The following is a 24,301-nucleotide window of genomic DNA, read 5'->3' as shown; positions in this document are numbered from 1 at the left end:
GCTCGTTCTCCACTCGTGCGACGTCCCTGCGGGCTTGCGCCGCCCGGTCGTCGCGCCCGGATCGGCAAGTTCTCAAGCCTAGCCGCCGCCTGTGGGATCCTGCGCACCATGCCGCGGAGTCGACGCTGATGTCGTGGCGCAGCGCGCCCTGGGTGCGCCGCGCCCGGGTCGCCGCGGCCGGCGCCGTGGTCGTCACGGCCGCGGTCGTCGTGCCCCTCGCGCCCCGTTGGGTGCAGGCGTCCCGGCCGGGCCCGGACCTGTCCGCGCCCGAGGTCGTCGAGGTCTCCACCGAGTGCCGGTCCCGCGCCGAGGGCGAGCTCGACCACCCCGACTTCCTGCTGGGCGACGCCGCCTGGGCGCGGTTCTGCGTGGTCGGCGCCTCCTACCCCCTCAAGATCGGCTCCGCCCTCGTCCCCGACGCGGTCCTCGCGGAGGGCGCCGCGTCGCTGGTGCGCGGCTGGCAGCGCACCGACGGGCAGGGCGGGCCGTGCCGGCCCACGCCGTCGGCGACCAAGTTCGCCGTGCAGGTCGGGTTCGACGACGGCACCGTGGCCGAGGTGTTCGGGGAGACGTCGGAGTGCCCGGCCTACACCCGGCCGGGCTCCGCGGTCCGCGTCGTCGCCGGCGGCCGCGTCTTCCGCGACCTGATGACCGCCCTCGCGCTCGAGGCCGGTGCCGACGACGCGCCCCGGACGGTCGAGCCCGACTGCCCGGCCTCGCCGCCCGACCTGCCGGCGGGCATCACCCGCCGGCCGACCACCGACCTCGTGGGGACCGGCGTGGCCGCGGCGGTCGTGTGCCGGTACGACGGTCCCGATGTGGCTCCGGTCGCCATGCCGCTGCGGCCGAGCGACGCCGAACGGGTGCGGGTGCTGGCGCTGGGCGCCTTCGACCCGACCCCGCCGCGGTGCACGCCCGACCCCGGCGCCACGGCGTACCTCGCGAGGCTCGTCGGGCGGGACGGGACGACGTACGACGTCGGGCTGGCAGGCGCCGAGTGCGACGCCGTGCACCTCGACGACCAGCGGATCGGCGTGTCGCCGGCCCTGGCCACCGCGCTCGGCGGGCTGACGGACGGGGCCGGCTCCTGACGTCCGCCGCACGTCGTCACGATCTGTTACCGAACGCTGACCTTGCCGTGGACGTCGTGTGGATGGCGCCCACGTAGTTTCCTTTCATCGGCAGGGCGACCTGCCAAGGGAACGAGGAACGACACGAGCCACCGGGGGGATGGCTCGCGTGCGGCGTCGGGGGGCGCCGAGTGTCCTCGTCCGTCGAGACCCGTCCGGCGCCTTTGGGGGACCGCCGGACGGGTCTCGTCATTTCCGCCGCTGCTACTTCTTGCGCGCCAGGAACGCCGTCATCGCCTCGCGCGCCTCCGCCGAGCCGAACAGCCGCGCGCTCTGCGCCGCCACGTCGTCGCCGAGCCGGTCGATCCGCTCGAGCAGGTCGTGCGCGAGCAGCGCCTTGGTCTCCCGCAGGCCCTGCACCGCGCCGGTCGCCAGCGACGCGCAGACCCGCTCGACCTCCGCGTCGAGCCCGTCGGCCGGCACGGCCCGGGTCACCAGGCCCATCCGCTCGGCCTCCGCGCCGGTGAAGGTCTCGCCGGTCAGGAACGTGTACGCCGCCGCGCGCGACGTCAGCCGCGGCAGCACCGTCAGCGAAATGACCGCCGGGGCCAGCCCGAGCTTGACCTCGGTGAGCGCGAACGTCGCGTCCTCGTTCGCCACCACCACGTCCGCCGCCGCGACCAGCCCGATCCCCCCGGCTCGCACCGCCCCCTGCAGGCGCAGCACCACCGGCTTGCTCGAGCCGACGATCATCCGCTGCAGCCGGACGATCCCCCGCGGCGCGTCCTCCGGCGCCCCCGTCGACGCCTCGGACAGGTCCGCGCCGGAGCAGAACACCGTCCCCTCCGCCCGCAGCAGCACCACCTTCGCCGCCTCGTCCGCCTCCGCCCGCTCCAGGCGCTCGCCGAGCTCGCGCACCAGCTGCGCCGACAGCGCGTTGCGGTTGTGCGGCGAGTCGAGGGTGATGGTCGCGACCTCGTCGGCGACCGCGTAGTGGACCAGCTCATCAGCCATGCCGTCATCCTGCCGGACCCCTGCGGGTCGTGGGTGGGGCTGGCGGTCGTGCGCGACCTGGTGCCAGCCGGTGGCACCAGATCGCGAGCCAAGGGGCCGGGCAGCCATCAGGAGACGGTGACGAGGAGCTCCTGGATGCCGCTGGAGCCGGAGGGGAAGGGGTTGGCGCGGGCGGGGGACTGGGGGTCGCCGTCGCCGTCGATGACGCGGGAGGCGATCCGGTGCTGGCCGGGGGTGGCGTCCCAGCGGAGGAACCACTGGCGCCAGTAGTCGTTGCCGACGTCGGCGCCGAGCTCGGCGTCCTGCCAGGGGCCGCCGTCGACGCGGACCTGCACCCGGCCGACGCCGCCGTCGAACTGCGCCCAGGCGACACCGCCGATGACGTTCTCGCCGGCGCCGAGGTCGGCGAGGGCGCGCGGGGTGTCGATGCGGCTGGACGGCTTGATGGGAGCGTCGGTGGCCCAGTCGCGCTCGGTCCAGTAGGCGTCCTGCTCGGCGTACGTCGTGAGCGTCATCCGGGTGACCCACTTGGTGGCGCTGATGAAGCCGTAGAGGCCGGGGATCACCATCCGCGCGGGGAAGCCGTGCTCGCGCGGCAGCGGCTCGCCGTTCATCCCGACCGCGAGCAACGCGTCGCGGCCGTCGGTGGCCAGGGCCAGCGGCGTGGAGATCGTCATGCCGTCGACGTCGGTGGAGAGGATCTGGTCGGCCCGGGAGCCGACGCCGGCCCGGTCGAGCAGCGCGACGAGGGGCACTCCGAGCCAGCGGGCGCCGCCGACGTACTTGCCCCCCACGCTGTTGGAGACGCAGGTCAGCGTGATGTCCTTCTCGACCAGGTCCATCGCGAGCAGGTCGTCGAAGGTGAAGGTGACCTCGCGCTCCACGTCGCCGTCGATCGTGAGCGTCCAGCTCTCGTGGTCGACGATCGGCACGTCGAGGCGCGTGTCGACGCGGTAGAACTCGTCGTTCGGCACCTGCAGCGGCGTGATCCCCGAGAACCGTTCCTCCAGGCCCCGCGGCAGCGGGGGCAGCGGGTCCGCGGCTGCGGGGAGGTCGACGTCCACACCCCGCGAGCGGTACGACGCCACCCACCGACCCGCACCGCCGAGGACGGCCGCGACGCCGGCCACGACGCCGAAGGCCACGAGCAGTCCGCGGCGGGACGGCCCGGAGCTCGCGGAGGAAGCACGAGAAGGGGCAGCGGTAGGCCGGGCCGACCGCACCAGCCACCCCAGCCCGGCGACGCCGACGACGAGCGCCACCAGGCTCGGCACCACCGCGGACGGGCCCGCCGCCGGGCGGGTCAGGGCGATCGTGGCGGGGACCGCGACGAGCAGCACCAGCACGCCGGCGCCGTACGCGAACCGCCGCCGCGCCACCAGCCCGGCGACCGCGGAGAGCAGGACGACCCCGACGAGCACCGACCCGACCAGGATCGGCTTGTCGCGGTCCCCGAACTGGCTGATCGCCCACTCCTTCACGGGCGTGGGCGTGAGGTCGATGACCTGCGAGCCCACGGTGAGGACGGGCGAGGTCGCCGGGTCGAGGAGCGCGGCGACCAAGTGCCCGGCGGCGACGCCGGCGAGGGTGGCGAGGACGCCGGCGAGAGCGGCGAGGAGACGGTTCACAGGGTCTGTTCGGAGCGGACCGCCCCCGCGGACTGCCGGCCCGGCCCCGACGACAGGTCACCGGCGAGCAGGTCACCTGCGAACAGGTCACTCGGTCGAGCAGGTCACCCCGGCGCTGCAGGTGGCTGCCGTGCTGCCGGCCGCACCGGCGAGCGCTGGCACCAGGAACGAGACGACGGTGACGGTCACCGCCAGCACGAGGAAGGCGGAGAACGCGAGGAATGCGCGCCAGGACGAGGACATGTGTGCGGCCCCCCAGCCGTGCGCCTGCACCGCAGGCGGATCGATCCTCCGGCCCGACGGATGCTCGGCACCGGCCCGCGCGGTGGTGGTCACCAAGCCGCCACGGTCGCCACCGACCCTACCCCCGCTTCGACGCGCACCCGGCTGGATCGAGCGGCCCGGCGACGTTCCTTGCACCAACGTTGAGGAACGCCGTTGCCCGCGTCACAGGGACGGACCAATCCGCGGGGGCCGCGGGGCCGAACAACACCCGACAGCGCACCGACACGGTGCGCACGGCCCCTTCAGGAAGGCTCCACCATGAAGCTCCAGACCCTGCGCCGCACCGGTGTCGCGGCCGCCGCGATCTCGCTCTCCCTCGGCCTGGCCGCCTGCAGCAGCGAGGACGACAGCAGCGACACCGCGTCCGACAGCACCTCCTCGAGCAGCGCCGAGACCAGCGCTCCCGCCGAGGAGGGCACGACCGAGGCCACGGCCGGCGCGGAGGGACAGACCTTCGGCGACGCGTGCTCCGCGGTGCCCACCGACGGCCCGGGCTCCTTCGACGGCATGGTCCAGGACCCGGTCGCGACCGCGGCGTCCAACAACCCGCTGCTCGAGACCCTCGTGACCGCCGTCGGCGCCGTCGACGGCCTCGGTGACACCCTGAACTCCGCCGAGGCGCTCACCGTCTTCGCGCCGACCAACGACGCGTTCGGTGCGATCCCGGAGAAGCAGCTGCAGGCGGTCCTCAAGGACCAGAAGCAGCTCGCCGCGATCCTCTCCCACCACGTCGTCGCCGGCCAGCTCGACCCCGAGTCGGTCGTCGGCGAGCAGGAGACGCTGAACAAGGACATGGTCACCGTCGAGGGCGACACCTCGGGCATGACCGTCGACGACGCGAACGTGCTCTGCGGCAACATCCCCACCGCGAACGCGACCGTGTACGTCATCGACCAGGTCCTCATGCCCCCGGCCTGACCGGCGACACCCACCGGCAACGGATCAAGTGACAGGATTCATCGGGTGGAACACCTGAGGCCCGTCGCGACGGGCGTCCCCGACGAGGGGACGCCCGTCGCACCCGACCTCGCCGACCTGCTGCGGTCGGCGGGGCGGGGGGACCAGCAAGCCTTCGCGCAGCTGTACGACGCCACGTGCTCGCGCGTCGTCGGCCTGGCCGTGCGGGTCGTGCGGGACCCGGCCCAGGCCGAGGAGGTCGCCCAGGAGGCGTTCCTCGAGATCTGGCGCACGGCGAGCCGGTACGACCCCGACCGCGGCAGCCCGCTGTCGTGGTTGATGACGATCACGCACCGCAAGGCCGTCGACCGGGTCCGCTCGGCCGAGGCGTCCACGCGGCGCGACCAGGGCTACCACCACCAGAACCAGCCGGTGCCGCACGACGCCACCGCCGAGGCCGCCCACGCCTCGCTCGAGGCGCACCGGGTGCGTCACGCGCTCCAGAGCCTCACCGCGGTCCAGCGCGAGGCCTTGGAGCTGGCGTACTTCGGGGGGTACACCCACACCGAGGTGGCTTCCCTGCTCGACCTGCCGGTGGGCACGGCGAAGACCCGGATCCGCGACGGGCTGATCCGACTACGAGACACGATGGGAGTAGGGAGCTGACATGAGCGACGACATCCACGCCCTGTCCGGCGCCTACGCCGTCGACGCGCTGGACGACATCGAGCGCGCCCAGTTCGAGCGGCACCTGGCCGGCTGCGAGACCTGCCGCGAGGAGGTCGCGAGCCTCCAGGAGGCGAGCGCGCTGCTCGCCGAGACCACGATGACGCCGCCCGGCGCCGACCTCCGCGACCGGGTGCTCGCCCAGATCGCCACCGTGCGGCCGCTGCCCCCCGTCGTACCCCCCGTCGCACCCGTCGGGACCCATGCCCCCGACGGGCCCGGAACGGGGGGCACCCCAGCTCCTGCGACCGCCACGGCCCCCACCTCCGCGTCCGGCACCCGCCGCCTGCGGACGCTGCTCGTCGCCGCGGCCGCAGTGGTCGCGGTCGGCGTCGGTGGCACCGTCGTGGCCCAGCAGCCCTGGTCCGACGACGACACCAGCCAGGCGCCGCGGCTCTCCGCGGTCGAGCGCATCCAGCAGGCGGCGGACGTGCAGACCTTCCGCCACCGCTTCCCCGACGGCGCCGAGGCGGTCCTCTACCGCTCGGCCTCGCTCAACGAGGCGGTCGTGGTCACCCACGACATGGGGCCGGCGCCGGAGGGCAAGGTCTTCCAGACCTGGCTGCAGCACGACGACACGATGGTCTCGGCCGGGCTGATGCCCGAGGGACCGGACAACGTCGTCCCGCTGCGGGGCGACCCGGCCACCGCGGACGGCTTCGGCATCACCGTCGAGCCCGCCGGCGGATCGGTGATCCCGTCGCAGGACCCGCTGCTGGTCGTCGAGTTCACCGACGCCTGACGTCCGGTCCGGCCTGCGGGGGTCTGCTCCCCGCAGGGCCGGGCACCGGTCCGGGGTGGTCCCCGAGCAACCGAGCGACGCGGGCAGTGACGCGGGCAGTGACGCGGTGACCGCGGCCTTCGCGGCGACACCGCGTGCCGGCTTCCTGCCGCCGGAGGTGCGGGACCGGGCGTCGTACGACGGACCGCTCGCCCTCGGCCACGGTCAGACCAGCTCCCAGCCGAGCACGGTGGCGGCCATGCTGCGCCTGCTCGACGTGCGCCCGGGGCAGCACGTGCTCGACGTGGGCGCGGGCTCGGGCTGGACGACCGCACTGCTGGCGCACCTGGTCGGCCCCACCGGCCGGGTCCGCGGCACCGAGGTGGTCCCGGAGCTGGTGTCCTTCGGCGCGGCCAACCTCGCGCGGACCGACCGGCCCTGGGCCTCGCTCGTGGCGGCCGACCCGGACGTGCTCGGCGACCCCGGCCACGCGCCGTACGACCGGATCCTCGTCTCCGCCGACGCCCCCGAGCTGCCCCGCACCCTGGTCGGCCAGCTCGTCGACGGCGGCCGCATGGTGCTGCCGGTCGCCGGCGTGATGCTGGTCGTGGACCGCGACGGGCAGCGCACCGCCGTGCGACGCGAGGGGCACTACCGCTTCGTGCCGCTCGTCTGAAAACCACCGGTCCCCGGCCGGTTCACCTGTTCGCCGCCGGCCGGTCGCCTGCGGCCCCTATCCTGCGCGGGTGAGCGAACCGCAGGTCGGCGAGGAGCTGGTCCGGCTCGCGTCGGCGGACAACTTCCGCGACGTCGCCGCGGACGGCCACCCGACGACGGACGGGGGACGGGTACGCCGCGGCGTGCTGTTCCGCTCCAACGAGCTGCAGCTGACCGACGCCGACGCGCACGCGCTGCGCGACCTCGGCATCACCGCGGTCTACGACCTGCGCGGCGACCACGAGGTGGCGGCGCACCCGGACGTGCCCGTGCCGGGCGCGACCTGGCGCCACCTGCCGGTCGGCGGGATCCCGATGGAGCGCGTCGCCGCGCTCGAGACCGGGGAGGACTCCCTGGCCGCGATGCTCGACGTCTACCGCGGGTTCGTCGAGCACCCCGCCGCCCGGTCCGCCTTCGGCGAGCTGCTCACCGCGATGGCGACCACGGACGGTCCGCAGCTGTTCCACTGCACCGCCGGCAAGGACCGGACCGGCTGGGCGGCGGCGGTCGTGCTCGGGCTCGCGGGCGTGGCCGACGACGTGGTGCTGGCCGACTACCTGCTCACCAACACCTTCTCCACAGCCACCCGCGCGAAGTACCTCGGCCAGATCGCCGAGCACCTCGGTCCCGAGAAGGTCGCGGTCTACGAGGCGGTCATGGTCGCCGACGAGGCCTACCTCCGCACCGCGTGGGACGCCGTCGCGGCGGCGTACGGCGACCTCCGCACCTACGTGGTCGACGGACTCGGCGTCGCGCCGGACGACGTCGACGCGCTGGTGCGCCGCCTGCGCGACTGACGCCCGAGTCACACCCGCGCCGACTGGTTGACGGGAACAACCGGGTTGCGGCGGGCGTTCCTACCCCTCGTGACCACCACCGCCGCTCCGCCCACCCCGTCCGCCCCCGTCGTGGAGCGGCCGGGTCGTCTCATCGCGCTGCTGGTCGGCTCGGCGTTCGTCGTGATCCTCAACGAGACGATCATGGGCGTCGCGCTGCCCGAGCTCATGCGCGAGTTCGACGTGCCGGCGGCGACGGCCCAGTGGCTGACCACGGCGTTCCTGCTGACCATGGCGGTGGTCATCCCGATCACCGGCTTCCTGCTGACCCGCTTCCCGCTGCGCCGGGTCTTCATGGCGGCGATGATCTCGTTCACGACCGGCACGCTGCTGGCCGCGCTCGCGCCGACCTTCGCCGTGCTCGTCGGCGCCCGGGTGGTCCAGGCGGTCGGCACCGCGCTGATGATGCCGCTGCTCATCACCACGATCCTCACGATCGTCCCGGCCGAGCGGCGCGGCCGGATGATGGGCACGATCTCGATCGTCATCTCGGTCGCCCCGGCGATCGGCCCGACGATCTCCGGCATCGTGCTCGACCAGCTCGACTGGCGCTGGATGTTCTGGCTGGTGCTGCCGATCGCGGTCGTCTCGCTCGCCCTCGGCACGGCCTGGGTCCGCAACGTCACCGAGCCCCGGCGGATCCCGATCGACGCGTTCTCGGTGGTGCTCTCGGCGTTCGCGTTCGGCGGCCTGATCTACGGGCTGAGCAGCATCGGCGAGGCCGCCGCCGGCGACACCCCCCTGCCCGTCTGGCTGCCCCTCGTGGTCGGCGCCGCTGCGCTGGCGGCCTTCGTCGTGCGCCAGCTGTCGCTGCGCGAGCGTGCCCTGCTGGACCTGCGCACCTTCGCCAACCGGACCTTCACGATCGCCTCGCTGCTGGTCGCGGTCAGCATGATGGCGCTCTTCGGCACGCTGATCCTGCTGCCGATCTACCTGCAGGACGTCCTCGGGCTCAGCACGCTCGAGACCGGCCTGGTGCTGCTGCCCGGCGGGCTCACCATGGGCCTGCTGGCGCCGTTCGTCGGCCGGCTCTTCGACCGGGTCGGCCCCCGCCCTCTCGTGGCCCCCGGCGCGGCGGTCACCTCGGTCGCCCTGTGGTCGATGTCGATGCTGGACACCACCACCGGCCAGGGCACGGTCGTGGCCATCCACGTCGTGATGAGCATCGGCCTGGCGCTGATGTTCACCCCGCTGATGACCTCGGCGCTGGGCTCGCTCCCGCCGCACCTCTACTCCCACGGCAGCGCCACGGTCTCCACGCTGCAGCAGGTCGCCGGTGCGGCCGGGACGGCGCTGTTCGTCACGGTGATGACCAAGCGCTCCGTCAGCGAGGTCTCCTCCGGCGCGTCGGTCGTCGACGCGACCGCCGCCGGCGTCCACGCCGCGCTGTTCTACGGCGGCGTCATCTCCGCGATCGCCGTGCTCGTCGCGCTGCTCGTGCGGCGGCCGGCCGCCCCCGTGGAGGCCCCGGCCGCCTGAGCCGGGCCCAACCTCGGGGGCTCAGCCCCGGGGACTCAGCCCCAGGAACTCAGCCCCGAGGGATGGGGGCGCTGAAGGTGCGCGGCTTCCCGAGCCAGTCGACGGCGGTGCCGCCGGACTTCTTCGCGCCGCTGACCCGGACCTCCACCCGGACGTCGGTGCCGTCGTCGTCGAAGCAGTCCTGGGCGAAGCGCGAGCGCACGGTCTCGGCCTCGTAGTCGAGCAAGCTGGCGTAGGAGCACTCGACGCGGTCGCCGTCGCGGTCGCTCCAGCCGTCGACCTCGATGAGCGCGTAGTCGGTGCCGTCGAAGTAGCCGCCGACCAGGACGTACTCCGGCCCCTTGTCGTCGGGGTCGGTGTCGAGGAAGACCCGGCCGCCGGCCTGGGAGCGGAAGCCGGGGACCAGGTTGCGGTGGGTCGTGACGACGCGCAGGTTCTGCTTGCCGTTGACGACCTTCACCGAGCGCAGGTCGACGCCGGGACCGATGTCGCCGGCCTTGTCGGCGAAGGTCGACGTCGCGGCGGAGGCCGGGCCGGGTGCGACGAGGACGAGCGCGGCGGCGGTGGCTGCCGCGGCCGTCGCGGAGATGGGCTTGAGCACGGGAGCTCCTCGGGTCGGGGGACGGTTCTCCTCAAGGGACGCACGGGAGGGCCGTCTGGTTGCCTTCCCAGGATGCGCCCGTTCTCAGCGTCCGGGAAGGGCCGGCACCAGCCCGCGCACGACGTCGTACGTCGCCCGGTCGGCCGCCACGACCAGGCCGGAGGGCGGCGGTCCCTGCGGCCGGTACGGCTGTCCTCGGAACGTGCCGACGTGGCCGCCGGCCTCCATGACGAGCAGCGAGCCCGGGGCGTGGTCCCACGGCTTCGTCTTCTTGTAGAGCGCGTAGTCCGCGCGGCCGTCGACCACCGCGGGGTAGTCCACGCCGCAGCACCGCCACGACAGCTCGAGCGTCCGCAGCGTGCCCAGCGCGCGGCCGATCCAGCCGCGGCGCGAGGTGACGCCGAGCAGCCCGTCGCCGACCGGCGGCCGCTGCACCCGATCGCCGTTGCGCCACGCGCCGGCGCCCCGTTCGGCGACGTACGCCGCGTCGTGCTGCGGCTGCCAGATCCAGCTGCGCACGACGTCGCCCCCGCGCAGCTCGGCCACCATCACCGCGTGGTCCGGCGAGCCCTTGACGAAGTTGCGGGTGCCGTCGACCGGGTCGACGGTGAAGGCATGGTCGGCGGAGCGGTAGCGGTCGAGCACCGAGGCGTCCGCGGACGCCGCCTCCTCGCCGAGCACCAGCGCGTCCGGGTAGGCCGCCCGCAGCCGGCGGGTGATGAGCACCTCCGCCTCCCGGTCGGCGACGGTCACCAGGTCGCCCGGGTGGCTCTTGGAGGTCACGTCCCCCTCGGCCAGGCTGCGGAAGCGGGGCGTGATCACCTCCGCCGCCACCTCCTGGAGCATGACCAGCACCTCGTCCGTGCCCAGCCCGGTCACGCCTGTCCCCTCACGCCGGCTTCCAACCCAGCCCTCACAGGTCGAGCAGGATCGCGGCGCGCCGGGTGAACCGCTTCAGCGCCTTCGCCTGCTGCCGGGTGACGTGGCCGGCCTGCTGCTGACGGGTCACCCGCTCGCGGAGCAGGTGGAGGCGCATCCGGGCGTCGGAGTCGAGACCGAGGGCGGCGTACCGCACGACGGCCTGGACGTGCTTGCGCAGTGCTCGGGCCCGGGCGGCGGGGAGCTCCTGGTAGGCGACGAGGCCGGCGTAGCGGCGCAGCACCTTGTCCCCACGCGTCTCCTCCGGGAGCACCGTCAGGCCCAGCGTGCGGATGACGGCCTCGGCCATCCGCTGCTGGCCGAGCGCGTTCGGGTGGACGACGACGGGGTTGGTGCCGCCGAAGACCGGCTCGATCCAGCGGGTGCCGCCCGGCTGGCAGGCGTCGTGGCCCTCGGAGACCTGCTCGAGGTCGACGTACGTCGCGCCGGCCTCCTCGGCCGCGCGGCGGACCGCGTCGTTGAGGGTGCGCTGGAGGCTGCGCAGGTAGGGGACGTCGCCCTCGGCCACCGGCATGCTGCCGAAGCAGCCGCCCTCGGCCGGCAGGATCCACGGGTAGCCGAGCGCGGCCACCGTCGCCTGCGGCGCGCGCTCGCGCACGTCGGTGAACGCCTGGACGAGCGCGGGGTACGTCGTGTCGCGGACGACGTCCTCGTACCGCTCGCCCTGCTGGTCGCGGCACGGGCTGCCGGTGCCGCCGGTGGCGAAGCCGGCGAGGCTGCAGTCGCGAATGGCGCCGCCGAAGACGCTGCCGTCGTTGCCGCCGATGGTCACCGTGACCAGCTCGGTCGACGCCGAGAGCGCGTCGAGCTGCGGCGCGACCGTCGGGTGCTGGGGGGCGCGGAGGTCGCGGGTCTGGGCGCCGCCGCAGGTGACGTCGGTGAGCTGCGCGCCGGTCCGCTCCGCGATGACGTGGGCGTAGTTGCGCGTCGAGCGCTGGCACTCGACCGGCGCCGTGGGGTCGACCGGCTGCACGCCTGCGGCCGAGGCGTAGGAGTCGCCGAGGGCGACGTACGCCGGACCGGCCGGCGCAGCGGTGGCGGTCCGGGCAGGCTCGGCGGTGGCGGGGGCCGCGACGAGGCTGCCGGCGAGCACGGCCAGGCCGGCGACGGCGGTGGTGAGGCGGGGCATGGCGGGGTCTCCGTGCTGCGGGTCCGGCGGGGTGCGGACACGGTACGCCGGGTGCCAGCCGCGCGTGCCCGATGGTCCTAGTACCCGCCGTTTCGTCGTGTTTCGGCGCTTCGGCGGCCTAGCGTGGCTCCTGGTCACCCACCCGGCGCAGCGGCCGGCGACGGTGACCGGCACGGCGGAGCGCACACGTGCCGTCCGACCCGGACCCGCGCAGCGGCTGGTTCGTCGGGTGGAACGGCTCGTGTGCGTCACCGCCGCCGTGCTGGACGTCCCGGACCTCCGGGCGCCCCGTCGCGCCGGACGTCCCCGGGCTCCCCCGCCGGGGACGCGGGCGTGCGGCGCGTAGCCTCTGCGGGATGACCGCCAGCCGATCCGCGCGCGGCCGCCGCGCGGCCACCCAGGCCGGGCCGCTCGCCCGGGTGAAGGTCGACGTCGACGCCGCGGACCAGCTGGTCTACAAGATCTCCTGCACCGCGTGCACCGTCCGCAGCGGCAAGCCGTGGTCGGCGTACCGCCCCGGCGAGGACAACGGCTACCTCGCCGCGATGGACCGCTGGACCTTCCACCTGGTCGAGAGGCACCCCGACAGCGAAGCGCCGTGCCTGGCGTTCCTCGAGGAGGCCCAGCAGCGCCTGCACGAGCGGCGTGAGGCCGGAACAACCGCGAACGAGTGAATGTTCAACCAGTCATGAAGAACATCGGCTTCCTGTCCTTCGGCCACTGGACGCCCTCGCCGCAGTCGCAGACGCGGTCGGCCTCGGACGCGCTGCTGCAGTCGATCGACCTGGCGGTGGCGGCCGAGGAGCTCGGCGTCGACGGGGCGTACTTCCGCGTGCACCACTTCGCGCGGCAGCTCGCCTCGCCGTTCCCGCTCCTCGCGGCCGTCGGCGCCCGCACCAGCCGGATCGAGATCGGCACCGGCGTCATCGACATGCGCTACGAGAACCCGCTCTACATGGCCGAGGACGCCGGGTCCGCCGACCTCATCTCCGGCGGCAGGCTGCAGCTCGGCATCAGCCGCGGGTCGCCGGAGCAGGTCGTCGACGGCTACCGCTACTTCGGATACGAGCCGCCGGAGGGCATGGACCACGCGGACATGGCGCGCCGCCACACCGAGGTGCTGCTGCAGGTGCTCGAGGGCGAGGGCTTCGCCGAGCCGAACCCGCGCCCGATGTTCCCCAACCCGCCCGGCCTGCTCCGCCTCGAGCCGCACTCGCCCGGCCTGCGCGACCGGATCTGGTGGGGCGCCGGCTCCCGCGCGACCGCCGAGTGGACCGCGAGGCAGGGCATGAACCTGATGAGCTCCACGCTCCTCACCGAGGACACCGGCGTGCCGTTCTCCCGGCTCCAGGCCGAGCAGATCGAGCGGTTCCGCGCCGCATGGGCCGAGGCGGGCCACCCGCGCGAGCCGCGCGTCTCGGTCAGCCGCAGCATCTTCCCGATCGTCAACGACATGGACCGCGCCTACTTCGGCCACGAGTCCCGCAGCCAGGACCAGGTCGGGATGATCGACGGCGGTCGTGCTCGGTTCGGCAAGACGTACGCCGGCGAGCCGGACCAGCTGGTCCGCGAGCTCGCCGAGGACGAGGCCGTCGCGGCGGCCGACACCCTGCTGCTGACCGTCCCCAACCAGCTCGGCGTCGATTACAACGCGCACGTCCTCGAGGCGGTCGTCGAGCACGTCGCGCCCGCCCTCGGCTGGCGCTGACAGCGACCGGAGACCTGCTCAGCCCAGCAGGTCGCGGATCTGCGGCAGCAGCCGGTCGAGGTCGCTCGCGTCGCGGAGCACCAGCACCGCTGGCAGCGCCTCGGCCGGCGCGGCCTCGCGGCCGGGCACGTCGACGTGCGACTCGACCTCCGCCATCGCCGCGCGGAAGGCCCGCCGCGCCTCGGACGCGGTCGCCAGCTGCCCGCGCAGCCAGGCGCGGAGCACGTGGTTGTGCCCGGTGACCACGGCGTTGGCGATCAGCTCGGCGCGCAGCAGGGTCTCGGGCGTGCCGCCGAGCCAGCCGTGGATGTGCCGGGCGAAGGTCCGCTCGTACTGCCGGATCCCCGCCCGCTCGCGCTCCTGCAGCGCCGGCACGCTGCGGGTCAGCCGGTAGCGGCGGCGCGCCCGCTCCCCCTCCTCGAGGTAGTGCTGGAGCACGAGGCCGGCCGCCTCGGAAACCCCGACGACGGCGGTCCGCGGGGTCGCGGTCGCCAGGCGCGCTGCGATCGCGGTCAGCAGCTGCTCGTGGTCGGGGAAGACCACGTGCTCCTTGGAGCGGAACTGGCGGAAGAAAGTCGTGCGCCCGACCCCCGCCCGCGCGGCGATGTCCTCGACCGTCGTCGCGTCGTACCCGCGCTCGGCGAAGAGGTCGAACGCCGCGTCGACGATGCGCTCGCGCGCGCTGGACTCCGGCACGTTCCGTCCCTCCTGGTGGTCTCGAGCGGCCTCGGCAGACCGGGACCCGGACCTGCCGACCGCAGCCTAGACGGTACGGCGTACCGTCTAGGCGGTATCCGGTGCCACCGTGGCCCGGTCGTGAGGAGGACGCAGCCGTGGAGCGCGTGGGAGTCATCGGGTTCGGGCTCATGGGAGCCGGCATCGCGGAGGTCAGCGCGCGCGCCGGCCTCGACGTCGTCGTGGTCGACGCCGACCAGGCAGCGGTGGACCGCGGCCGCTCGCGGCTGGAGGCGTCGCTGCGGCGGGCCGAGGCCAAGGGCAAGCTCACCGGCACCGCCGACGAGGTGCTCGCCCGGATCACCCCGGCCACCGACCTCGACGCGCTCGCCGACCGGCAGCTCGTCGTCGAGGCGATCGTCGAGGACGAGGCGGCCAAGGTCGACCTGTTCCGCACCCTCGACAAGACGCTCACCGACGACCAGGCGATCCTGGCGTCCAACACCTCCTCGATCCCGATCATGAAGCTCGGCGTCGTCACCCAGCGCCCGGAGAACGTGCTCGGCATCCACTTCTTCAACCCGGTCCCGGTGCTCAAGCTCGTCGAGCTCGTCCCGAGCCTGCTGACCGCCCCGGAGACCACCGAGCGCAGCCGCACCTTCGTCCAGGACCGCCTGGGCAAGCAGGCCATCGACTGCCAGGACCGCGCCGGGTTCGTCGTCAACGCGCTGCTGATCCCCTTCATCCTCTCCGCGATCCGGATGTACGAGTCCGGCTTCGCCTCCGCCGAGGACATCGACCAGGGCCTCGTGCTCGGCGCCGCCCACCCGCAGGGCCCGCTCGCGCTCGCGGACCTGATCGGCCTCGACACCACCAAGGCCGTCGCCGAGTCGCTCTACGAGGAGTTCAAGGAGCCGCTGTACGCCGCCCCGCCGCTGCTGCAGCGGATGGTCGACGCCGGCCTGCTCGGTCGCAAGAGCGGCCGCGGCTTCTACACCTACTGATCCCCCGGCCGACCCACCAGACCCACCCAGCCAGACCCATCCGGAGACACCCCGCATGAGCAACGACTTCCCCCTGTACGACCTGTCCGAGGAGCACCGCGCGGTCCGCGAGGCCGTCCGCGCGATCTGCGACGCCAAGGTGGCGCCGTACGCCGCCGAGGTCGACGAGCAGGCCCGCTTCCCGCAGGAGGCGGCCGACGCGCTGCTGGCCGCCGACTTCCACGCCCCGCACGTGCCGGAGGAGTACGGCGGCGCCGGCGCCGACGCGCTCGCCACCGTGATCGTGATCGAGGAGGTCGCGCGCGCCGACGTGTCGGCCTCGCTCATCCCGGCGGTCAACAAGCTCGGCTCGCTGCCGGTGCAGATCGCCGGGTCGGAAGAGCTGAAGAAGCAGTACCTCGGCGCGCTCGCGCGGGGCGAGGGCGGCTTCTCCTACTGCCTCTCCGAGCCCGAAGCCGGCTCCGACGCCGTCTCGATGCGCACCCGCGCGGTCCGCGACGGCGACGAGTGGGTGCTCGACGGCGTGAAGCGGTGGATCACCAACGCCGGCGTCTCGGAGTACTACACCGTCCTCGCCGTCACCGACCCCGAGAAGCGCTCGAAGGGCATCTCCGCCTTCGTCGTCGAGAAGTCCGACCCGGGCGTCTCCTTCGGCGCGCCCGAGAAGAAGCTCGGCATCAAGGGCTCCCCCACCCGCGAGGTCTACCTCGACAAGGTCCGCATCCCCGCCGACCGGATGATCGGCGCCGAGGGCACCGGCTTCGCGACCGCAATGAAGACCCTCGACCACACCCGCGTGACGATCGCTGCGCAGGCCGTCGGCGTCGCGCAGGGCGCCCTCGACCACGCGCTGGCCTACGCGCAGGAGCGCAAGCAGTTCGGCACGCCGATCGCGGACTTCCAGGGCCTGCAGTTCATGCTGGCCGACATGGGCATGAAGGTGGAGGCGGCCCGCCAGATGACGTACGCCGCCGCCGGCCGTTCCGAGCGCGGCGACGCCGACCTCACCTTCTTCGGTGCGGCTGCGAAGTGCTTCGCCTCCGACGTCGCCATGGAGGTCACCACCAACGCGGTCCAGGTGCTCGGCGGCTACGGCTACACCCGCGACTACCCGCTCGAGCGGATGATGCGCGACGCCAAGATCACCCAGATCTACGAGGGCACCAACCAGGTCCAGCGGATCGTCATGGCGCGCCAGCTGCTCGCCGGGGTGCAGTCGAGCCTCTGAGCGGCCCCGGGCGAGCCGAGGGGATCCAGCCGGCCCGGGCGCGGACCGGTCTGGACCAGCGCGCTCCGGCGGAACGCGCCCGGGGTCGATCCGGTAAACGACCCGTTACATCGGGACCCGGTCGGCGATTGTCAGACAACCTGGCGACCGCCGACGCACAGGTGGTCGGCGTCAGCCAAGCCGATAGAAACGAGTCCTCGTGAAGAAGCTACGCGCCCTCACCGGCGTGACCGGTCTCGCCCTGAGCGCCTCCTCGCTGGTCCTAGGCGTGAGCGCGCCGCCGGCGATGGCAGCGCCGCCGTCCGCAGCGCCGAGCGTCGACCCCGGCCGCGGGCCGGCCACGGCCAGGTCGACGGACCCGGTCGAGCGGGCCAAGGTCGCGCGGGCGGCCGCGGCGGCGCCCGTCTCCGGGTCGCCGATCGTCATGCCGACGGCCTACCCCTACCAGCCCGAGCTGCGGATCTACCGGCCCAACGCCGACGACGCCGCCCACACCGCGGCGCTGCTCGGCCACCCGGACCTCGCGCCGCGGCTGATGGACCTGATGGCGGCCAGCGACCGCATCTCGGCGCAGGTCGTGGGTCAGTCGACCGAGGGCCGCGACCTGTACCTGGTGACGCTCACGGCGCCGGAGACCGAGGCCGAGACGGCACAGCAGGCCGCGTGGAAGGACCGGATCAAGAACGACCCGGCGTCCGCGGCGACCGACGAGGAGCTCGTCGCCGGCTACAAGACCCCGGTGTGGATCAGCAACAACATCCACGGCAACGAGTGGGAGGGCACCGATGCGGCGATGCAGTACATCGAGTACCTCGCGACCGCTCCGCTCAGCGAGGTGCGCAGCATCCTCGCGAACAACCGGATCTACTTCTCCCCGTCACTGAACCCCGACGGCCGGACCAACGCGACCCGCGCGACCGCGCTGGGGCTCGACCCGAACCGCGACATCATCACCAACACGACGCCGGAGACCCGCTCGTTCGTCCGGACCGCCCAGGCGATCCAGCCCATCTACGCCGCGGACTTCCACGGCTACACCAACGTGCTGCAGATGGAGCCCTGCGGGCCGCCGCACGGCTCGAACTACGAGTACGACCTGACGATGCCCCACAACTACGCGCTGGCGCTGAAGGTCGAGAAGGACGTCGTCGACGCAGCCATCCCGGGCAACACCTACCTGGACACCACCACCGGGCGGGTCGTCCCCGCCAACACCGGGCCGAACACCGCGCACATCAAGATCCCCTACCGCGACACCCCGGACGGCTGGGACGACTTCCCGCCGGTCTTCACCGCGCAGTACGCCGCGTTCTACGGTGCGGCCGCCGCGACGGTGGAGCTGCCGCTGACCCGCGGTGCCGCCGGCGGTCGCCAGACGCCCGCGCGTGCGGCGGTCAACACCGAGGTGGCCTACGAGACGATGCGCAGCATCGTCGGCTACATGAACGTCGCGACCAACGCCCGCGACATGATCCGCAACCAGATCGAGGCGTTCCGCCGGGGCGTGGCCGGCGAGCCCAAGAAGAACCTCACCGTGGACGACGTCGCCTCGGTGCCCGGGCCGACGCAGTGGCGCGCACTGTGGGACGTCGCGGACAACCAGGAGCCTGTGACACTGCCCCGCGCCTACATGATCCCCGTGGGCGACGCCCAGCGGTCCTCCAGCGACGCCCACCGGCTGGTGCAGCACCTGCTCGACCACGACATCGAGGTCGGGCAGCTGGCTGCCACCACCACCGTGGGTGGGACGACCTATCCCCGCGGCTCCTACGTCGTCGACATGCACCAGCCGCTGCGCGGCCTCGCGAACGCTTTCCTGGACCTGGGTGAGGACATCTCGGCCAGGGTCCCGTCGATGTACGACATCTCCGCCTGGAGCCTCGGCTACCTCTGGGGCGCCAGCGTCGACAAGGTCGGCCTCGTCACCGACGCACCCATCGGGGCGGTGGTGCGGCTCTCGCAGGCTCCCGAGGTGGAGGTGCCGGCGGCGACCGGCGGCTTCCTGAGCTTCGACGTCGCCGGCGTGCCGGACTACCGGGCGCTCAACGCCCTCCTGGAGGACGGCGTCAAGGTCTCGATGCTCGAGGACGGGTCGGTGGTCGTCGACGGCGCGGCACGTTCCGCCGCGTTGGCGGCAGCACGGCGGTTCGACGTCGAGATGGAGAACGCGTCCGCCGACGACCTGGCGGCCCTGGACGACGAGGCCACCAAGCCGCTGACCGACCTCACCATCGGCTACGTCGGCACCCAGGACGACCGGCTGTCGCTCGAGGAGCTCGGCTTCGACGACCTGACGCCGCTCTCGGTGAACACCCTCAACGCCACACCGGGCGCGCTCGACCCCGTCGACGTGCTCTGGGTCGGCTCGTCGTTCAACCCGGCGGCCGGCTCGGCGGCACGCACCGCGGTGGAGGCGTTCCTCGCCGGCGGCGGTGCTCTGCTCGGGCGGACCAACCAAGCGTTCAACGCCGCGGCGTCCTTCGGCCTGCTCAGCGGCACCGTCACCAACGGCAACGGCTCCGGCAACGGCATCGTCGACGTCGACACGCCCGCGGGCTCCGTGCTGGAGCCGTACGCGCCGGACACCTCGTTCGTCTACCCCGCCTACTCCTTCAGTGACCTCGGCCCGGGGACCCAGGTCGTGCAGAGCTACGACGCGACCAAGCCCTTCCTCGCCGGGCACTGGCGCGGGACCACGAGCACCAACGGTCCCGAGGTGGCCGCCGGCAAGGCCTCGGTGGTCGCCTCGGAGCACCCGACGACCGGCGCGAAGGCGCTCGTCTTCGGTACCTCGGTGTTCTTCCGCACCCACCCGAAGGGAGGCCTGAGCCAGGCCGGTCGCGCCCTGCTCTGGGCCGGCCCGGCCGGTGAGGAGCTCGTCGCACCCGAACCGGCCCCGACGGACCCCACCCCGACGGACCCGGTCCCCACCGACCCGACTCCCACCAACCCGACTCCCACCGACCCGACCCCGACCGACCCGACCCCCGAGCCGGAGCCCGTGGCGACCAGCCTGACGGTCTCCCCGGTCGCGCCGGTCGCCTACCCGACCTCGCCCACCGTGACGGTCAACGTCGCCGCGGACGAGGGCACCGCCGAGGGCACCGTCGACCTGCTGGTGGCCGGCGAAGTGGTCGCCAGCGCCACCACCTCCGGCGGACGGGCCACCCTGCAGGTCCCCGGCCTGCGCCCCGGGGTGACCACCGCGGTCGCGACCTTCACCCCTGCCGAGGAGACCTTCGCCGCCTCGAGCGACACCGTGCGCCTGGTGGTCCGCAAGGCCGCCTCGACCGTCGACCTCTCGACCCTGGAGGTCGGACAGGTCAGGAACGGCAAGGCAACGGTCCGGCTGCGGCTCGTGCTGCGGGTCCCCGGCCTGGCCAGGACCGGCACCGTCGTCCTGAAGGACTTCGGCGTCCCCCGGCGCACCGTCCGCTTCACCGCCGCCGATGAGGGCCGCAAGGTCGTGAGCATCCGCCTCGCCCGGGGCAAGCACGCGCTGCTGGCGAAGCTCGCCGGCTCGAGCCTGGTCGCCGGCAGCAAGGACAAGGTGGTCCTCCGGGTCCGCTGAGGCAGAAGGACCGAGGCCGAGGGCCGGCGCCCGTTGCGGGTGCCGGCCCTCGTGCCGTGTCGTTGAGCGGGACCGGACGCCCGGGCCGTCGACCCCCACCCCCAGGGTGCCTGCATGCCCGAATCGCCGCCGGTCCCCTGATGAGCGCCGACGTCCTCGTCTGGACCGCTGTCGTCTGCTTCGTGGCCGCGGCGGCGCAGGCGGTCACCGGGTTCGGCTTCGCCCTGGTCGCCGTGCCGGCCCTGGCCGCGGTGACCGACCCGGTCCGCGCGGTCGTCGTCGCCACGCTGGTGGGGCTGGCCCTGACGACGGTCTCCGGGGCGCGCGAACGGGCGCACGTCGCGGTCGCCCCGGCGTCGCGGATGGTCCTCGGCGGCCTGCTCGGCATGCCGCTCGGGCTGGTCCTGCTGCTGCGTGCCGACGAGGCCGTGCTGCGCCTGCTCATCTGCGCCGTCGTCTGCCTGCTCGCGGCGCTGCTGGCGCTCCGGGTCCGGCTCCCGGCCGGCCCGGGCGCGCAGTGGGGGGCCGGAGCGGTCAGCGGCGCGATGCTCACCTCGACCGGGCTCAACGGCCCGCCGCTCGTCCTGCTGCTGCAGTCGACGACCCTCGGCCCGCTGCGCACGCGCGCGACCCTGCAGGTCACCTTCTGGTGCCAGGAGCTGGTCGCGGTCGGAGCGCTGCTCGCCGTGGGGCGGGTGGACCTGGAGCTGTGCGTCCTGGCCGCGGCCGGCGCGCTCGCCTGCCCGGTGGGCTGGCGGGTCGGGGACGCGGTGTTCGCCCGGATCCCCGAGGCACGGTTCCGCCCGGTCGTCCTGGTCGGGCTCGTGGCCGGGGCGGTCGCCTCCGGCCTGACGGTCGCTCTCTGACCTCCCGGCGGGGCGCTGCGTCAGGACACGTCGTACGTCTCGCCGAGCAGGGCGTCCTGCTCGTTGGTGGTGTCGACGCACGGACCGCCGACGCCGGCGTCCACCTCGCCGGGATGGCGGCGGGACTCGCCCAGGCTGGCGCGGAGGTCGTCGCGGACCAGCACCGCGTAGGGCCGGGGCTCGGTGCCGGCGTTCTCCACCGTCCAGCCCTCGGTCTCGAGCGCCTCGGTGAGCGCGGCGATCGCCTCCGTCGTGGTGCCGGGGGGCTTCGCCGATCCCCCGGCGGAGTACTCCAGCGACGGCGGCTCAGCGGTGCAGACCGACCACCCGCCGCTCAGCGGACGCAGGTCGAGACCGACGCCCTCCGCGACGTCGGCGAGCGAGCGCACGGCGTCCTCGACGACCGCTCGGGAGGCCGTGGTGGCCTCCGCCCCCTCCTCGGGGGACACCTTCGGGTCACCGCATGCGCTCATCGTCACTCCCAGGAGGGCCGTCAGGGCCAGGGCCAGGATGGGGGCTGCCAGTCTCGCGCGCACCACGGGTCAGCCCCGGTCCCTCGTGCGCGACTCGCCCTCGACCCCGCTGCTGGGCTCGCGGTCCCACTCGGGGTCGCGCGCGAAGTCGTACCACGGGTCGTAGCTGTGCTCGGCGACGTTCACCTGGTCCCCGTGCCCGTCGACGATCAGCCCGATGTTGTAGAGCGACTCGCTGTCGTGGTGCAGGTAGGAGCTGTGGCCGTCGTCCCAGTTGCGGATCGGCGCGCGCTCGACGTCCTCGGCCTCGAAGCGGGTCGCACCGAAGCCGTCGGAGGACGGGTCCGTGCCGAGACCGACCGGGCCCTTGCCGACCCAGCCCTCGTCGCCGAGCACCGCGACGATGTCGCGGCTGTCGCGCCCGACGTAGACGTTGTCCGCCCCGACGCTGAAGTCGTCCGCGTGGTCGGCCGGGCCCGCGCCCGGGCTGCCGATCAGCACGACGTCGTCGGCGCGCAGGTCGAAGTCGCCGGCGGCGTACGACGTGGTCGTCGAGCCGTAGCTGTGCCCGATCGCGGTCAGGTGCGCCGGGTCGTCGGGGCGGGAGGCGCGCAGCCCGTCCACCATGTCCGCGAGCCGGCGCCCGCCGTCCTCCGCCCGGCCCTCGGTGGCAGTGGCGGGGTCGTAGAACGCGTCGGGCGCGTCGTACCCGAGCCAGAACAACGTCGCGACGCTCGACCCGTCGCCGTTGTAGCGCGTCGCCTCGTAGAGGTTGATCATCTGCCCGGTGTAGCTGGTGGTGTCGTCCATCGTCGTGGTGATGCCGGGGGTGAGGACCGCGACGTCGTCGGCGGTGTCAAGGTCGCCGACCCCGATCGCGACGCGGCCGTCGCCGTCGAAGGCGCCGGGGTCGTAGAGGTGCAGCAGGCCGCCCGGCCGCTCGCCCGTGATCGGGTCCTCGAAGGTGTCGGCGTCCTCCAGCGCCTGCCTCGCCTGCTCGGCGTTGGCGAGCACCCGCTCCTCGGTGGGCGAGAGCGTGCCGTCGTCGCGCTTGGACCCGAGGGTCGCGAGGTCGTCGTCGAGCACGACCCGGTTGGCGTCGTCGCGGACCGAGGCGGGGAGGCCGTCGGCGGCGCCGATCCGCTCGGGGTACGCCGTGACGACGGCCTCGCGCTCGGCCTCGCTCAGGCCCTCCCACCAGTCCCGGACCTGCTCCGGGCTCGCTCCCGATCCAGGAGCCCCCGGCCGGTCCATCACGTCCCGAGCCACCTGGGGGACGCCGCCGTCGTCCGCGAGCGCCTCGTCCAACGAGGTGCCCGCCTCGAACGCCTGCCGCAGCAGCGTCTCGGCCTCGCGCACCCGCCGCTGGAGGTCGTCGTGGTCGGTGACGAGCTCGGCGTAGTCGCCCCGCAGCTCGCTCGCCCGCGCCCGCAGCGCCGCGACCACCTCGGGCGTCGCCTCGGTGACGGCGTTGATGTCGGCGACGAGCGCCGTCCGCCGGCCGTCGAGCGACACCTTGCGGTCCACCAGCTCCTCGTAGGTGCGCGACAGGTCGCGGAGGGTGTCGGCGTACGCCGTCACCGCCCGCCCGACGCGCTGGACCGTCGTCGCCATCGCGGCGTGCTCGTCGCCGGCGCTCTTCGTGGCCTCGCCGTAGGCGTCCGCCGCGTCCCCGGTCCACCCCGTGACCCACCAGACCTCTGCCGCGGTGTCGGCGACCTCCTCGTAGCGCCCGGCGGCGGTGTAGAGCGTCGTCGCCAACGTGTCCGCAGCGGCGGGGTCTCCCTCCGGCTCGATGATCCGGTCGGGCTGCGACGGCGGGACCTCGATGACGACGCTCATCGCGCCGGTCCCAGTCGCCCGTCGAGATCGGTCAGGTCGTCGCGCGAGCCCTGGTCGGTCCCCTGGTAGTCGGTGACGCGCGCCCGCATCGCCTCCCCGAAGCCGGTCGCGATGTCCGAGCTCTCCCCGGCGTAGCCCGACCAGGCCGCCAGGAACGCCGTCGCCGCGGCCCGCACGCTCGGCGCCAGCCCGGCCGTGCTCGCGTCGGCGAGGTCGCGCTCGGTGTCGGTCATCAGGCCGGCGAGCTCGTCCCACCGCTCAGCGGCCTTCTCGACCTGGTTGTACTCGATGCCGAGGTTGCTCATGCCGGGGCTCCCTCGACGCCGGTGCCGTCGGTCCCGCCCGTGTCCTCGACCAGGCGTACGTCGCCTGCCCGGTGCCTCAGCACCAGGTGGCCCTCGACCGGTGCCAGCACCAGCTGGAGCTCCTCGCGCGCCACGCCCTCGCCGCGGCCGGCGAGCACGCGGGGCATGCCGTCCGGCGGAGCCAGGACGTGCCAGCCGTCGCGGACCAGCGTGTCCTCGGCCCGGCTGACCACGGCGACGCCCCCGGTCGGGTCGATCCCGGCCAGCCGCACGGTCGTCTCGACCCGAACGGTGCCGCGGGCGCGTCCGGCCGTCCGGCGGGTGGCGACCTCGCCGGGCTCGTCTCCGACCAGCACCGTCCAGAGGTCCACTGCGAGCGACTCGACCCGCGCGGTCTCCTCGGACGGGTCGACCTCGGGCAGCGCCGCCACCTCGTCCTCGGTCGGCCTGGCCGCCGCGGTGGGCGGCAGGACGACGACGCCGAGATCGGGGTGGCGGCGCCGGACCACGGACCAGAACGGGTCCGCCGCCACGCGCGCGACCGCCTCCTCACCGGTGGAGAACGGTCGTCCGGTCGGTTCGGGCAT

General features: G+C 73.9%; 24 protein-coding genes. 13 read left to right on the top strand and 11 right to left on the bottom strand.

The genetic code is table 11. The features are described 5' to 3' along the window. The first annotated feature begins 128 nt into the window (after positions 1-128). The gene (locus tag H7344_RS05090) at positions 129-1,091 is read left to right on the top strand and encodes a hypothetical protein (RefSeq protein WP_186344912.1); all 963 of its coding nucleotides are present in this window, start codon (positions 129-131) and stop codon (positions 1,089-1,091) included. Between the two features lie 243 nt (positions 1,092-1,334). On the opposite strand, the gene H7344_RS05085 is transcribed toward H7344_RS05090, so the two are convergent. From H7344_RS05085 to H7344_RS05075, 3 genes are all read right to left on the bottom strand, one after another. Beyond that, positions 1,335-2,084, bottom strand: coding sequence for an enoyl-CoA hydratase family protein (locus H7344_RS05085; RefSeq protein ID WP_186344911.1), 750 nt, complete (start codon positions 2,082-2,084; stop codon positions 1,335-1,337). A gap of 107 nt (positions 2,085-2,191) precedes the next feature. Next, complete coding sequence (locus H7344_RS05080; RefSeq protein ID WP_186344910.1) at positions 2,192-3,712, bottom strand: molybdopterin-dependent oxidoreductase; 1,521 nt, start codon at positions 3,710-3,712, stop codon at positions 2,192-2,194. An 87-nt stretch (positions 3,713-3,799) separates the two neighbouring features. Continuing rightward, complete coding sequence (locus H7344_RS05075; RefSeq protein ID WP_186344909.1) at positions 3,800-4,051, bottom strand: hypothetical protein; 252 nt, start codon at positions 4,049-4,051, stop codon at positions 3,800-3,802. Between the two features lie 204 nt (positions 4,052-4,255). Here H7344_RS05075 and H7344_RS05070 point away from each other — a divergent pair, with 204 nt between their 5' ends. The 6 genes from H7344_RS05070 to H7344_RS05045 all read left to right on the top strand — a co-directional run bounded on the left by H7344_RS05070 (position 4,256) and on the right by H7344_RS05045 (position 9,373). Next, entirely contained in the window at positions 4,256-4,915 is a 660-nt protein-coding gene (locus tag H7344_RS05070) for a fasciclin domain-containing protein (RefSeq protein ID WP_186344908.1), read from the top strand. Between the two features lie 45 nt (positions 4,916-4,960). After that, positions 4,961-5,560 carry an ECF RNA polymerase sigma factor SigK gene (gene sigK / locus H7344_RS05065; protein WP_186344907.1) on the top strand — a complete coding sequence of 200 codons (600 nt, stop codon included), beginning with the start codon at positions 4,961-4,963 and terminating at the stop codon, positions 5,558-5,560. A 1-nt stretch (position 5,561) separates the two neighbouring features. Continuing rightward, positions 5,562-6,362: an anti-sigma factor gene (locus tag H7344_RS05060; protein ID WP_186344906.1), complete on the top strand. Its 801-nt coding sequence runs from the start codon at positions 5,562-5,564 to the stop codon at positions 6,360-6,362. 106 nt (positions 6,363-6,468) lie between these two features. Next, positions 6,469-7,017 (top strand): protein-L-isoaspartate O-methyltransferase family protein, encoded by a 549-nt coding sequence (locus H7344_RS05055; protein WP_186344905.1) that lies wholly within the window; start codon positions 6,469-6,471, stop codon positions 7,015-7,017. Positions 7,018-7,087: 70 nt separating this feature from the next. Further along, on the top strand, positions 7,088-7,855 hold the full coding sequence (locus H7344_RS05050; protein ID WP_186344904.1) for a tyrosine-protein phosphatase: 768 nt from the start codon (positions 7,088-7,090) through the stop codon (positions 7,853-7,855). A gap of 69 nt (positions 7,856-7,924) precedes the next feature. Continuing rightward, the gene (locus H7344_RS05045) at positions 7,925-9,373 is read left to right on the top strand and encodes an MDR family MFS transporter (RefSeq protein ID WP_186344903.1); all 1,449 of its coding nucleotides are present in this window, start codon (positions 7,925-7,927) and stop codon (positions 9,371-9,373) included. A gap of 49 nt (positions 9,374-9,422) precedes the next feature. On the opposite strand, the gene H7344_RS05040 is transcribed toward H7344_RS05045, so the two are convergent. The 3 genes from H7344_RS05040 to H7344_RS05030 all read right to left on the bottom strand — a co-directional run bounded on the left by H7344_RS05040 (position 9,423) and on the right by H7344_RS05030 (position 12,042). Beyond that, positions 9,423-9,974 carry a hypothetical protein gene (locus H7344_RS05040; protein WP_186344902.1) on the bottom strand — a complete coding sequence of 184 codons (552 nt, stop codon included), beginning with the start codon at positions 9,972-9,974 and terminating at the stop codon, positions 9,423-9,425. An 84-nt stretch (positions 9,975-10,058) separates the two neighbouring features. Further along, positions 10,059-10,853 (bottom strand): inositol monophosphatase family protein, encoded by a 795-nt coding sequence (locus tag H7344_RS05035; RefSeq protein ID WP_222130257.1) that lies wholly within the window; start codon positions 10,851-10,853, stop codon positions 10,059-10,061. 34 nt (positions 10,854-10,887) lie between these two features. Further along, positions 10,888-12,042: an SGNH/GDSL hydrolase family protein gene (locus H7344_RS05030; protein WP_186344901.1), complete on the bottom strand. Its 1,155-nt coding sequence runs from the start codon at positions 12,040-12,042 to the stop codon at positions 10,888-10,890. A 356-nt stretch (positions 12,043-12,398) separates the two neighbouring features. Between H7344_RS05030 and H7344_RS05025 the strand changes: the two genes are divergently transcribed. Together H7344_RS05025 and H7344_RS05020 are read left to right on the top strand one after the other, a co-directional pair. Next, a complete protein-coding gene (locus H7344_RS05025) occupies positions 12,399-12,716 on the top strand; it encodes a hypothetical protein (protein WP_186344900.1) in 318 nt (105 codons plus the stop codon). Positions 12,717-12,730: 14 nt separating this feature from the next. Continuing rightward, positions 12,731-13,750 (top strand): LLM class flavin-dependent oxidoreductase, encoded by a 1,020-nt coding sequence (locus H7344_RS05020; RefSeq protein ID WP_186344899.1) that lies wholly within the window; start codon positions 12,731-12,733, stop codon positions 13,748-13,750. Between the two features lie 18 nt (positions 13,751-13,768). Here H7344_RS05020 and H7344_RS05015 read toward each other — a convergent pair whose 3' ends face one another. Continuing rightward, positions 13,769-14,446, bottom strand: a complete 678-nt coding sequence (locus H7344_RS05015) for a TetR/AcrR family transcriptional regulator (protein WP_186344898.1) — start codon at positions 14,444-14,446, stop codon at positions 13,769-13,771. 137 nt (positions 14,447-14,583) lie between these two features. On the opposite strand from H7344_RS05015, the gene H7344_RS05010 reads away from it, so the two are divergent. The 4 genes from H7344_RS05010 to H7344_RS04995 all read left to right on the top strand — a co-directional run bounded on the left by H7344_RS05010 (position 14,584) and on the right by H7344_RS04995 (position 21,094). Next, complete coding sequence (locus H7344_RS05010) at positions 14,584-15,429, top strand: 3-hydroxybutyryl-CoA dehydrogenase (RefSeq protein ID WP_186344897.1); 846 nt, start codon at positions 14,584-14,586, stop codon at positions 15,427-15,429. Positions 15,430-15,484: 55 nt separating this feature from the next. Next, positions 15,485-16,657, top strand: coding sequence for an acyl-CoA dehydrogenase family protein (locus tag H7344_RS05005; protein WP_186344896.1), 1,173 nt, complete (start codon positions 15,485-15,487; stop codon positions 16,655-16,657). Positions 16,658-16,856: 199 nt separating this feature from the next. Then, positions 16,857-20,228, top strand: a complete 3,372-nt coding sequence (locus H7344_RS05000; RefSeq protein WP_186344895.1) for a M14 family metallopeptidase — start codon at positions 16,857-16,859, stop codon at positions 20,226-20,228. Positions 20,229-20,368: 140 nt separating this feature from the next. Further along, on the top strand, positions 20,369-21,094 hold the full coding sequence (locus H7344_RS04995; RefSeq protein WP_186344894.1) for a TSUP family transporter: 726 nt from the start codon (positions 20,369-20,371) through the stop codon (positions 21,092-21,094). Positions 21,095-21,114: 20 nt separating this feature from the next. On the opposite strand, the gene H7344_RS04990 is transcribed toward H7344_RS04995, so the two are convergent. The 4 genes from H7344_RS04990 to H7344_RS04975 all read right to left on the bottom strand — a co-directional run bounded on the left by H7344_RS04990 (position 21,115) and on the right by H7344_RS04975 (position 24,301). After that, on the bottom strand, positions 21,115-21,567 hold the full coding sequence (locus tag H7344_RS04990; protein WP_186344893.1) for a hypothetical protein: 453 nt from the start codon (positions 21,565-21,567) through the stop codon (positions 21,115-21,117). Positions 21,568-21,636: 69 nt separating this feature from the next. Beyond that, positions 21,637-23,409, bottom strand: coding sequence for an alpha/beta hydrolase (locus tag H7344_RS04985; RefSeq protein ID WP_186344892.1), 1,773 nt, complete (start codon positions 23,407-23,409; stop codon positions 21,637-21,639). Beyond that, positions 23,406-23,714: a hypothetical protein gene (locus H7344_RS04980; RefSeq protein WP_186344891.1), complete on the bottom strand. Its 309-nt coding sequence runs from the start codon at positions 23,712-23,714 to the stop codon at positions 23,406-23,408. Before H7344_RS04980 ends, H7344_RS04985 begins: the two co-directional genes overlap by 4 nt. Beyond that, on the bottom strand, positions 23,711-24,301 hold the full coding sequence (locus tag H7344_RS04975) for a hypothetical protein (RefSeq protein WP_186344890.1): 591 nt from the start codon (positions 24,299-24,301) through the stop codon (positions 23,711-23,713). Before H7344_RS04975 ends, H7344_RS04980 begins: the two co-directional genes overlap by 4 nt.

The organism is Nocardioides deserti (genome assembly GCF_014266025.1).
GTDB lineage: Bacteria > Actinomycetota > Actinomycetes > Propionibacteriales > Nocardioidaceae > Nocardioides > Nocardioides deserti.
The sequence above is the reverse complement of the archived record's forward strand: the minus strand, read 5'-3'. Positions and strand labels throughout refer to the sequence as shown.